We start from the raw sequence: 12,550 nt of genomic DNA, 5'->3' as shown, positions 1-12,550 counted from the left end.
CGGGTTTTCAGACACGACCTAAAAGCGGATGAACGACATAGTGGCCGGAATGCTCCAGCATTTCGGCCACTTCGGTCATCATGCTGGAATTTCGGGAGGAACCTCACATGAATGTCAAAAAACTGCAAGAGGGTTTTGCTTCTCCGGATCCGGACTTCGGTCCCTTGCCGTTCTGGTGGTGGAGCGGGGAAGAAATAACGGCGGAACGCGTGCGCTGGCAATTGCAAAAATTTCGAGCCGGCGGCTTGCGCAATATCGGCATCCTCAATATTGCGCCGACGGGACCTCAATACGGTAGCGTAGCCGACGATCCGCCCTATTTCAGCGAACGCTGGTGGTCCATGTTCGAGGTGGCTTTGCGCGAAGCCGAGAAGCTGGGGATGCGCCTTTTCTTCTACGACCAGATCGGCTTCTCCGGAACAAACCTGCCGGCGCATCTTGTGGCGGAACAACCGGAATTGGCCGGCTACCAGCTTCGCAGAATGGCTTGCGGCGAGGAGCCGCCGGAGGGAGCCGAGCTTCTGGCGGAAATCGGGGGATATCGCTACTTAACGGTTCGCCAGGGATTTAACTGGCTTGACAAGCGAGCGACAGAGCTGTTGTATGACCGGATTTACGGCGAGTTCGAACGGCGTTTCCCTCATGATTTGGGCCGGACGATCGGCGGCAGCTTTCAGGATGAGCTGCCTTCGATGCCGCTTTGGACGAAAGGGCTTCCCGAGCTGTATGCCGACCGTTATGACGGGGATCTGATTGCCGCTTTGCCTGCCTTGTTCGAGGATGTCGAAGGAGCGGAGCTTGTTCGCAGGCGCGTGTACGAGCTGGCTGCGGAACTGGCGGAGGAGTCGGTGTTCAAGCTGCAATACGAGTGGCATAAGCGCCATCATATGCTGCAATGCTGCGATCAGGCCGGGCCTGCGCGCCGAGTCGACTTGCATGGGGCGCAGCGGCTTTACCTGGACTATATGCGAACGCATCGCTGGTATAATGCAGCCGGCTGCGACATGGACGGAGAGATTAAGCCGCATGCTTCGATGGTTCATTTGCACGGGGGCAAGCGCGTGTTTCTGGAGTCGTTCCATACGAGCGGCTGGGGCGGGACGCTGGAAGAGACGATGCACTGGCTGGTGCCTTGGCTGCAAGCCGGCGTAACGCTGTATAGTCCCCACTCCGTCTACTACAGCACGCGCGGGGGCTGGTGGGAGTGGGCGCCGCCCGACACGGGATGGCGGCAGCCGTATTATGAGCATTACGGCGTGTTTGCCGATACGGTGAGCCGCGCGTGCTGGCTGTTGACGCAAGGCACGCATATCGCCGACGTCGCGGTCCATTATCCTTCGCATGCGGCATGCGGCTGGATGTCGCTGTCCGACGGAGGCCCGCTTGAGCATCCCATGGTCGTTGCCAACAAAATGCCTCATGAGCGGCTCGGACATATCGAAAACGTGTATCGGACGTTGACGGGGCGCTGGAATCGCAAGGAACGCAACAAACCGGGCGCGCTTCGTACCGCATGCATCGACTTTGACGTGACGGACGATTCGGCGTTGGAGAGGGCGGAGTTGTCCGGCGGCAAGCTGCGAATCGGAGAAGAGACGTTTTCGGCGCTGCTATTGTGCGGTACCGCCATTATGGACGATGCTGCCCGCGCTAAGATAGAGAAATGGACGGAAGCAGGAGGCTTGGTGATCGCCGTACAATGCGGGGATGAAGAACCGGTATTGGAAGGCGCCGTGTACGTCGGCTCTGCCAGCGAAGCGATAGAGCTTCTGGAAGCCCGGCTGCCGGGGCGTGCCAAAGGACCGGATATGCCGTTGATGCGGAGGGTGGAGGACGCTGACCTGTTCTTGCTGCTGCAGGAAGCGGGAGAGCTGCTGCCGATGCACGAGCCGTCGGGTGAACGTGCGACGCCTCCGGGAAGCGCCCGTTATCGTCTCCGCACGGCAGGATATCCGCAGCTATGGGATCCGGTGACCGGGCGAGTTTCCGAGCTTTTATACGAGAGAGAAGGCGATTGGATCGAGCTTGAAGTTTCGTTCGACAGTTGGCCGGCGGCATTTGTCGTATGCCGATGGGATCAAACGGAAGCGGGAGAAGCACCCGCCAATTCCTCGCGTGAGTTGGATCATCCGTCTAAGCCGGCCGAAGTTCCCGCGCTAGTCGCGAGTCAGAAGCCGGCGGCAGAGCTCGAAGACTGGCAGGTAGCGGTCGTGCCTACGCTGGATAACCGTTACGGCGATTTTGATCTGCATAGCGGCCGGTCGGCTTTGGCGCCGATCGAGCGACGCGAATTGCTCGTCGCGCGCGAAGAAAGCGACGCGGACGGCGAAGCCGCGGGCTGGCACGGGAGCGAGCTGGATGATTCGGGTTGGATGAAACGTTTGTGGAGCGAGGCTGCTTATTGGGAAGCGTCAAAGGACGAACGCTTTCGGGAAGGCGCCGTATGGCCGGTCGTCTACAGCAATACGACGGGAGACTTATCGTTCCGGACATGGGCGGGCAGAATGGGACGGATTCCGCGCAAGTTTTTGAATTTGGGAATGGCGAAAGCCGGAGATAAGATATGGGCGCGGACCCATGTGGTTGCTCCGGAGGACGGTACGTATTGGGTCCGTACGGAGAGCAACGCGGCAATCGCACTTTGGGCGAACGGCGAAGAGATGCAATGGAAAGGCGGGCCTGAAGAGCAAACGTCGACCGTGAAGCTGAAAGCCGGAGCCAATTCGTTGTCGCTGTGCGCGGAGGCGTTGGCCGAAGGATACGTCAGGGCGGGAGTTACCCTATGCTTGGAAGAGCAAGACCCGCTGCCCAAATGGATTTATTCGCCCAGTCCGCATTCGAAAACCCGGTTATCGTATACGATAACCGAGTCGGATAACGCTGGCATCAGCCGGGTGCGCGTCATCTTTTGCGCCAAGGAACGAGTGGCGCTTTATGTCAACGGCCAACCTGTAAGCGAGCACGGCGATTTTAATCCATATATCCGGCAAGGGCAAGAAGAGCTCGATCTAACGCCCTATTGGCGTGACGGCGACAATGTGATTGAGCTTGTCATGCCGGAGGGCGAAGGCGTGGCCATGGTGGACGGCGTCATCGAGCGGGCGGACGGAACCCGGCAGATGTTCTGCACAGGCCCTTCGTGGTTAAATGAACAAGGTCAGCACTCCGAAATTCTCCATGAAGCGGTTCTGCAGTTTGCCGAGACGGAGACGATGTGGCTTCCCGGCCGCGCGCATCCGCTGCCGAATGTCGGCTGGCTGATGCCGGATGCGGAGCCGGCGTCCCGTCCGCTGCCTTTTGTCCGCGACGCGGCTCAGCCCGGGAGGCCGATCTGGTTTCGTTTTCCGCTCCCGGCCGGAGCCAGGGAGCTCCGCATTGCTTGCGCGGGCGAATGTCAATGCTGGATAGCGGGAAGGTGGGTGCCGCTGCAAGGCGACATCGCTCTGTTCGAGCCGCAGCTTGCCGGAACGATGGCCGCGCTTCGCATTGTTCCTACCGATACAAGCACGGAGGCCGATGTGCTGATTGCTCCGATCAGATTCGATGTGGCGCCGATTCGGGGAGAGCTCGGCGATTGGCGGACGGCGCTGGGCTTGCCCCATCACAGCGGCGTCGTCGAATACGAGACTACGGTTGATTGGCAGCAAGAGAATGGCGCGATCCTTGAGCTGGGGCATGTGCGGGGCACGGTCGAAGTATGGCTTAACGGCAACCCGCTTGGCGTGCGCGCATGGGGACCTTACCGATTCAAGCTGGATGCCGGACGCGGAGAATACCATATACGTATTCGGGTAACGAACACGTTGGGCACCCATTACGAAATCGGCCGTCCTTCTAGCAACGTTGGAGGCTCCGTTAATCCGAAGGTGTCCTACTGGCAGCCTGATTCCATGCCGGAGCATTGGGAGAAGGCGTTTGCGGCTGGAGGTCTCTACGGTCCCGTCCGCTTATATGCCGTCAATTAATAGGAGTGATTGATAGAATTTTCAGTGAAATGATATGATGGGGTGGATAGGAGATCCGGGAGGGATAGAACATGCTTAATCTGATGATCGTAGATGACGAGCCCTTTATGCTGAAGGGGCTGATTAATATCATTGAGAAAGGGCAAACGCCATGCTCCGAGATCGTTAGCGCGAATGATGGGTTCGATGCCCTTGAGAAGCTGGAGAACTACCGTCCTGATTTGCTGATTACGGATATACAGATGCCGGAGATGAACGGTCTGGAGCTGATTCGAAAAGCTCGCGAGCGAGGGTTATGCAACCGCTTCATCATTCTGACGGGATACGATGACCCAGCCTATCTGCACCAGGCGATACGCTGCAAGGTGATCGATTATTTGCTGAAGCCCATTAACAAAGCGGAGCTTTATGACGTCATGAGCAATATATCGCTTGAACTGCTGGCTGCCGAAGACGAGGCCGGTTCGCCAAGCCAAGCCGATCAGGATCATAATGTTCCCGGCGTCGATTACGATCAGATGTCCAGAAACGTCAAAAAAATTATTCGGCATATCGAGTCGCATTATAAGGAAAACATTTCGCTCGATCATATTGCCGAGCATGTATATTTGCATCCCAATTACATCAGCTCGCTCTTTCGCAAGGAGACGGGACTGACGCTGATTCATTATTTGCATCTATTTCGGATTAAGAAGGCCAAGACGCTGATGCTGGGCGATTCGGAAGATTCCTTGCATCGTATATCGGAGCAAGTGGGGTACGAGAGCGTCCGGCACTTTTTCAGCGTTTTCAAAAAGTATTGCGGCGTTACGCCGAGCGAATACCGGCAGCACTATAAAATGAACGAATCTCTATCATCTCGCAAATAACTCGCAAACCGAATACGGGAGGACTAACCTTGCTAAACAAAATGCCTTGGAATAATGGGAAACTGACGGTCACGGACAACGGACGATATTTGCGGCATGCCGACGGCACCCCGTTTTTTTGGCTGGGGGATACGGCATGGCTGCTGTTAAAGCGAACGACGAGAGAACAGGCGCTAGCCTATTTCCGCGATCGGAGAACAAAAGGCTTTAACGTCATCCAGATTATGCTTGTGCATGATCTGGTTACCGAAAATGCTTACGGGAGAGTGCCGTTTCGGGAGTTGGACCTGAACCAGCCCGATGCGGAGGAGTCGGAAACGTATGTCAGCTACTGGTCCTTTGCCGACGAAGTGATCGGCATGGCGGAGCGCGAAGGGCTGTATGTTGCGCTTGTCCCCGTGTGGGGCAGCGTAGTGGAGCATTATTCCACCGATGCCGAGACGGCTGAACGTTACGGGACATGGCTTGGCAACCGCTATAAGAACCGTCCGAATGTAATTTGGCTAAACGGGGGAGATATTCGAGGCAGCGACAATACGCAAGTATGGCTTCGGATGGGGAGCGCGATTCGGGAAGCTGCACCGGATCACTTGATGACGTTTCATCCCTTCGGCAGAACGGACTCTTCGAGGTGGTTCCACGACGAGGAGTGGCTCGACTTCAATATGTTTCAATCGGGACATCGCAGCTATGCGCAGATGGAGGAGAGCAACCCCGACACTTTGATCGGCGAAGACAATTGGCGTTTCGTGCAGGCGGATTGGGCCATAATGCCAGCGAAACCCACGATTGACGGCGAACCGTCCTACGAGGATATTCCGCACGGCTTGCATTTCCCGGACGCTCCGAGATGGATGGCGGACGATGTGAGACGTTATGCGTATTGGGCCGTTTTTGCCGGCGCATTTGGTCATACCTATGGACACAATGCGGTCATGCAGTTCCATACGGAGGAGCGGGGCGTCGGAGCATACGACTGCACGCGAAGCTGGAACGATGCGCTTGATGATGACGGCGCGGCGCAGATGGTCCACCTCAAGAAGCTCATTCTCTCCAGGCCGTTCGAAGAGCGGATGCCTAATGAGACCGCCATCTGCGGCGATCCGGGCTACCGGTATGACCGGTTATTCGTTAATCTGGGCAGCAGCCATATGATGGCCTATATCTACTCGGGGCGGCCCTTTACTTTGCAGCTGGGGCAGTTCTCCGGTTTGCGGGCGGCTGCCTGGTGGTACAATCCGCGATCAGGCGAAAGCGAATTTCTGGGCGAGGTGGCCAACGAGGGAATCCATGAGTTCGTTCCTCCGGGCGGAAGAGCTCCGGGCAACGACTGGGTATTGGTGCTTGATGATGCCGAAAAAGGTTTCGCCGCACCGGGACTGACGGAGAGTCGTTAATTCCGCGATAGTCCGCGATTTAAAGCAAAGTCCTTAAGATTGAACGCTGTAATGCGGCTGCTCCGGGACTACAATGGAAAGAAAGACAGCGCTTTCTATAAGGAGGAACCGGAAAATGGATACAGTAGTCGCGGTATATACGGGCCAAGGGCTGGCGGAGCCGCTCAAAAAACAATTCGATGAGCTGCTGCCCGGCGTGCGTCTTGTCAACATTATCGATGACAGCTTGATTGCCGAGGTTGTGCGAGAGGGAGAAGTCACGCCAGGCGTGAAGCGGCGTCTTATGCAATATTATCAGCATGGAGCCGATCTGGGCGCTTCCATTATTCTCAATACTTGCTCTTCTGTAGGCGAAGTGGCCAGCGACGCGCGACCGTTCTTCGACATACCGCTTGTAAAAATCGATGAAAGCATGGCCGTAGAAGCGGTTGAGTCTTATCGTACGATCGGCGTTGTGGCGACGCTTCCCACTACGCTTCAGCCGACAATGCGGCTTTTGCGGCAGCAAGCCGAGCAGCGCGGCAAGTCCGTGCAATTGATCGACGGTCTTGCAGCCGGCGCCTATGACGCTCTTGTCAGCGGACGGCCCGATGAGCATGACCGCATTCTGATGGAGACAGCCGTCAAGGTCGCGGAACAGGCCGATGCGCTGGTGCTTGCGCAAGGCTCCATGGCGCGTATGGAGGCGCAGCTGGCGGAGCGCGTCGGCAAACCCGTGTTATCCAGTCCGCGCCGCAGCGTGTTGGCGATCAAGAGGCTATTGGAAGCGGAAAGGACGGTCCGTTAATGTTTACGGAGAGGCTGTCCAAAATATTGTATGGCGGAGACTACAATCCCGAGCAGTGGCCAAATGAAATCCGGGACGAGGACATGCGGCTGTTCCGGCTCGCGGGCGTTGATATCGCGACGCTCAACGTGTTCTCTTGGGCGCTTAATCAGCCGGATGAGAACACATACCGCTTCGATTGGCTGGACGAGATGATGGATAAGCTCCATGCGAACGGGATCAAGGTGTGCCTGGGCACATCGACGGCGGCTCATCCCGCATGGATGGCGACGCGTTACCCCGATGTGCTGCTCGTCGAGCATGACGGCCGCCGTCGCAAGTTCGGCCGCCGGCATAATTCCTGCCCGAACAGTCCGACCTATCGGCTTTATTCGGAGCGGATGGCGAGTAAGTTGGCGGAGCGTTACAAGGATCATCCCGCCTTGTTGCTGTGGCATGTTAATAACGAATACGGATTGCGCTGTTACTGCGACAATTGCGAGAAAGCCTTTCGCGTATGGCTGCGGGACCGCTACGGCACGCTCGAGGAGTTGAACCGGGCCTGGTATACGAGATTCTGGGGCCATACCTTCTACGACTGGAACGAGATTGTGCTGCCGAGCGGACTCAGCGAGCACCTGAGTCCAACAAATTCGGACGAGACGGCGTTCCAAGGCATCTCGCTCGATTATGACCGATTTAATTCGGATGCCATTCTGGCCTGCTACAAGCTGGAGCGGGATGCTATTAAATCCGTAATTCCGGATGCGGTCGTGACGACGAATTTCCAAGGCAACGGCGCGTACAAGCCTCTTGATTATTTCAAGTGGGCGAAGGAACTGGATATCATAGCGCTTGACATGTATCCCGCCGATGACATGACCCCGGGCCAGATGGCGATGCGCTATGATTTGATGCGCGGCTTAAAAGGGGGAGATCCGTTCCTGTTGATGGAATCGTGCCCGTCGCAACTGAACTGGCGCCCCCGCAATTCGCTTAAGCAGCCCGGCGTCAACCGTTTATGGAGTTATCATGCCGTCGCTCGAGGCGCGGACGCCATTATGTATTTCCAGCTGAGGCGTTCGCGCGGGGCTTTCGAGAAATTCCATGGAGCCTTGATCGATCATGCCGGACACGAGAATACCCGCGTGTTTCGGGAATGCGCCGACATCGGGAGCGAATTGGGACAGCTGGGCGATACGCTGCTTGGGGCGCGTTCCGAAGCCCGCGCGGCCATTGTGTTCGATTGGGACAACTGGTGGGCGCTGGAGCACTCCAGCGGGCTTACCGTGGATTTGCGTTACGTCCAAGAAATCGAAAAGTATTACGCTGCCTTCTACGGCCGCAATATACCGGTAGCCATGATAGGCGTGGAGGCTGATTTGACCTCTTACGATATCGTCGTGGCGCCGGTGCTCTATTTAATTCATCCCGGTTATGCCGAACGTTTGGAGCAATTCGTGGCGCAGGGCGGCACGCTGGTCATGACAACCTTTAGCGGCATTGTCAACGAAACCGACCTGGTTACGACGGGAGGTTATCCCGGAGAGCTTCGGAAGCTTTTGGGCGTATGGGTGGAGGAGATCGATGCGCCGATGGCTCATCAGCAGAGCCGCGTCGTTATGACCGCAAGGCTTGGCGAACTGGAAGGCTCCTATAATTGCGGCGTGCTTTGCGATGTCGTGCATGCCGAAGGAGCCGAGACGATGGCCGTATTCGAACGAAGCTTTTATCAGGGATGCCCTGCGCTTACGCGCAACAGCTTCGGGTCGGGCGAAGCCTGGTATGTCGCGACTTCGCCGGAGCCGTCCATGCTGGACGGATTAATCTCGCATTTATGCGAAACTCGCGGCATTAGGCCTTTGCTGGATACGCCGCCCGGCGTAGAAGCGTCCGTCCGGGTTAAAGACGGGAGAACCTTCTTGTTTCTGCTTAATCACAACGATGCGGCAACGGAAGTCGAACTGGGAACGGACCTCTATGTCGATTTGTTAACAGGTACGCGGCACAACGGAAAGCTCCCGCTGGCCGCTCTGGATGTCCGGATTTTTTCGATTGCGGAGGCATAAGGCGGGATTGGTTCATCAAACACATAATGGCAAGGGGCTGAACCCGTGAGAGACAATACAGGCGGCAATTCCATGAAGCTGTGGTACCGGCAGCCGGCCGACGAATGGGTCGAGGCGCTGCCGGTCGGTAACGGACGTTTGGGCGGCATGGTCCATGGCGGCGTCAAGCGCGAGACGATCGCGCTCAACGAGGAGACGCTGTGGTCCGGCACCAAACGCGGGGCGGAGCGGGAGGAGCCTCTGCGTTATTTGGAGGAGAGCCGCAGGCTAATATTCGAGGAGCGGTATAGCGAAGCTCAGGCGGTTATCGAGGAGCATATGCTGGGGCCTGCAGGGAATGCGTTTCAGGCTATGGGCGATCTCGAGCTGACCATGAGCCATCCCTCCTTGGCAAAAGAGTATCGGCGCGAGCTCGATCTTCGTACCGGGGTATGCCGGACGGAATATATGTCGGGCGACGCGCGGATAACGAGGGAGGTTTTCGTATCGGCGGTGGATCAGGTCATGGTCGTTCGGTTGGAAGCCGACCGTCCGGGAGCCATCGGATTTGAGGCGTCGCTCACGAGCAGACTCCAATATCGCATCGAGAAATCGGGAGTGGACCGCCTTATCCTGTCGGGAGCGGCACCGAGCCTGCTGGATCACGAGCAAGAACGTACGGAGGATACGGTCGTTTACGAAGAGGATAAAGGCATCCGGTTCCAGATTCATCTTAAGGCCATACCCGAGGGCGGAGTTGTCGAGGCGCATGGCGGAAGGCTGGAGGTAAAGCGGGCGGATGCGGTAACGTTGCTGCTGACCGCGGCAACCAGCTTTAACGGCTTCGACCGCGACCCTGTTCTGGACGGTCTGGATCCGCGACCTCGCTGCGATCAATGGCTGCAAAAAGCTGCAAGCGCGGGTTATGTCGAGCTGCGGAATCTTCATATCGCGGATTTCTCGTCCTATTTCGATCGCGTGACGCTGGAGCTTGACGCGCCGGATCGGGACGGCATCCCGACGGACGAGCGTATTGCGGCGGTGAGCGGCGGCCAAACCGACGAACGGCTTGCCGAGCTGTTTTTCCAGTTCGGCCGCTATCTGATGATCAGCTCGTCGCGTCCAGGCACGCAGGCGACGACGCTGCAGGGCATCTGGAACAACATGACGAAGCCGCCCTGGTCTTGCAACTATACCGTCAACATTAATACGCAGATGAACTATTGGCCGGCCGAGGTATGCAATCTCGCGGAATTTCACGAGCCGCTGTTCGATCTGCTCGGCGATCTGCGGGTCGCTGGAGCGCGGATGGCCGAGGCCTACTACGGATGCAGGGGCTGGGCCTCTCATCATAACGTCGACTTGTGGCGGAATACAAGCCCGTCGCAAGGCTCCGCGAGCTGGGCGTTCTGGCCGATGGGCGGCGTGTGGCTATGCCAGCATTTGTGGGAGCATTATGCCTACGGTTGCGATGAGGAGTTTCTTCGCGACACGGCCTATCCCATCATGAAGGAAGCGGCGTTGTTCTGCCTCGACTATCTCGTCGAGGACGGTCAAGGCAATCTCGTATCCGTGCCGTCGACGTCGCCGGAGAACACCTTTATCGCGCCGGACGGGCAACGTTCGGCGGTCGGCATGAGCTCCACGATGGATATCGCGCTGATGAGGGAGCTGTTCGGGAACTGCGCGGAAGCCGCCCGCATTTTAAATGTCGATGCGGACTTCCGCGTAACGCTGCAGGAGGCGCTGGAGCGCCTTCTGCCGTTCCAAATCGGGCGGCATGGCCAATTGCAGGAATGGTACCGCGACTTCGAGGAAGCCGAGCCCGGGCATCGCCATACGGCCCATTTGTACCCGCTGCATCCCGGGAACTTGATCACGGTGCGCGGCACGCCGGAATTAGCCAAGGCTGCCCGCGCAAGCCTCGATCGGCGCCGGGTCTACGAAGGCGAAGATACGATCGGATGGTGTTATTCTTGGAATATTAGCCTGTACGCGCGTCTGGAGGATGCGGAGACGGCGCATAGTTATTTGACGAAGCTGCTCGGCAACCCGTTCCCTAACCTCTTTAATGCGCACCGTCATCCGAAAATCACGTTTTATCCGCTGACCATCGAGGCTAATTTTGGGGCCTCGGCAGGTATTGCCGAGCTCCTCCTGCAGAGCCATGCCGGTGAGCTGCATCTGCTGCCGGCGCTGCCGAAGGCATGGCCATCCGGACGGATCGGCGGTATCCGTGCCCGCGGCGGCTACGAGCTCGACCTCGAATGGAGCGACGGTAAGCTTACGCATGCGGTTATCCGTGCAGCCCGAACAGGCCGCTGCCAGGTGCGGACCTCCGTGCCGATCAGGGGCGAGGATCAGTCACAGGATCAGGATTGGAATTGGGAGCCGATAGAGGAAGGCGTCATTGCTTTCGAGGCCGAAGCAGGCAGGAGCTATCTTATTTGTAGAGTTGGAGAGCGGGCAGAGGTAGAGCCGTCACGATAGAAGTAAAGCCGTCACGTCGTGACGGCTTTTTACCTGTTCATTTGTTTATTCGAAGCTCATTCGTTTTACAAGTAAATATAACTTGAAGGTTATATATCTATATGGTAATATATAAACAACGCAAACGATTGTATGAAGCAAAAAAACAAATTACCGGAATGGAGGCATAAGGCATGATAATGGAAGGACGGGTCGCGGATGTACCCGGAGGGAAAGTCATCGTATTCGAGCGGTATTTGAAGCATTCGACGGAAGACGTTTGGAAGGCGGTAACGGAACCTGCCATGATTAAGCAATGGTTAACGGCCGAAGCAACGATGGAACTCGCCGAAGGCGGTAAGGTGAAGCTCCAATGGGAAAATGGCGAGGTCGTGACGGGGCGGGTGACGACATACCAACCTCCTAATTTGCTGGCCTATACGTGGAAGGAAAATTCGTCCGGCGATTCCGAACTGAGCTTCGCTCTTCAGAGCAGCGGGGAGGGCACGTTGTTGACGCTCAAACATGTATTCTACAAGACGGACGATCTCCCGAATTTCTTGTCGGGTTGGCATGTACATTTAGACGTAGTCGATCTCGTGCTGCAAGGCAAAAGCGGGGCGTTCCCTTGGGACAGACAGAAAGAGCTGAGGGAAATCTATAAGGACAAGCTGCTTCATGGGAGCCGCTAAGCTGAGCATATTCGAGGTCATTGCCGAGCCGAATCGACGAACGATGATCGAACTGCTGTGCGTACGAGAACGATCGGTCAACGAGTTGGTCGGCCATTTGGCCATCAGTCAACCGGCTGTATCCAAACATCTGGGCATCCTGAAAAATGCCGCTTTGGTGGGGATCAGGCATGAAGCGCAGAAGCGAATCTATTACTTGCGTCCGGAGCCGCTTCGAGAGGTCGATTCCTGGATCGCGAACTATAGGGAATTCTGGTCCGATCGGCTTGACGCGTTGGAAGAGCTGCTGGATAAAAACGGGAAATAAAGCAGGCTCCTAGCGGACAGGGGGAGACGGAGACTTG

At 57.0% G+C, this 12,550-nt stretch carries 8 protein-coding genes; all 8 read left to right on the top strand.

Going from position 1 to position 12,550, the window contains the following annotated elements; all coding sequences use genetic code 11:
- The first annotated feature begins 107 nt into the window (after positions 1-107).
- Entirely contained in the window at positions 108-3,965 is a 3,858-nt protein-coding gene (locus H7F31_RS24590) for a hypothetical protein (protein ID WP_187100928.1), read from the top strand.
- A 71-nt stretch (positions 3,966-4,036) separates the two neighbouring features.
- Positions 4,037-4,834: a response regulator transcription factor gene (locus tag H7F31_RS24585; RefSeq protein WP_108993261.1), complete on the top strand. Its 798-nt coding sequence runs from the start codon at positions 4,037-4,039 to the stop codon at positions 4,832-4,834.
- Positions 4,835-4,863: 29 nt separating this feature from the next.
- Positions 4,864-6,231, top strand: coding sequence for a glycoside hydrolase family 140 protein (locus H7F31_RS24580; protein ID WP_222622722.1), 1,368 nt, complete (start codon positions 4,864-4,866; stop codon positions 6,229-6,231).
- A 115-nt stretch (positions 6,232-6,346) separates the two neighbouring features.
- Complete coding sequence (locus H7F31_RS24575; protein ID WP_187100927.1) at positions 6,347-7,018, top strand: aspartate/glutamate racemase family protein; 672 nt, start codon at positions 6,347-6,349, stop codon at positions 7,016-7,018.
- Positions 7,018-9,066 (top strand): beta-galactosidase, encoded by a 2,049-nt coding sequence (locus H7F31_RS24570; RefSeq protein WP_187100926.1) that lies wholly within the window; start codon positions 7,018-7,020, stop codon positions 9,064-9,066. Before H7F31_RS24575 ends, H7F31_RS24570 begins: the two co-directional genes overlap by 1 nt.
- A 45-nt stretch (positions 9,067-9,111) precedes the next feature.
- Positions 9,112-11,535 (top strand): glycoside hydrolase family 95 protein, encoded by a 2,424-nt coding sequence (locus H7F31_RS24565; RefSeq protein WP_261800122.1) that lies wholly within the window; start codon positions 9,112-9,114, stop codon positions 11,533-11,535.
- 173 nt (positions 11,536-11,708) lie between these two features.
- Positions 11,709-12,206, top strand: a complete 498-nt coding sequence (locus H7F31_RS24560; RefSeq protein WP_187100925.1) for an SRPBCC family protein — start codon at positions 11,709-11,711, stop codon at positions 12,204-12,206.
- A complete protein-coding gene (locus H7F31_RS24555; protein WP_187100924.1) occupies positions 12,193-12,513 on the top strand; it encodes an ArsR/SmtB family transcription factor in 321 nt (106 codons plus the stop codon). The genes H7F31_RS24560 and H7F31_RS24555 overlap by 14 nt, the downstream gene beginning before the upstream one ends.
- Positions 12,514-12,550 lie beyond the last annotated feature (37 nt).

The organism is Paenibacillus sp. PAMC21692, assembly GCF_014303795.1.
Classification (GTDB): Bacteria; Bacillota; Bacilli; order Paenibacillales; family Paenibacillaceae; genus Pristimantibacillus; species Pristimantibacillus agaridevorans.
The sequence above is the reverse complement of the archived record's forward strand: the minus strand, read 5'-3'. Positions and strand labels throughout refer to the sequence as shown.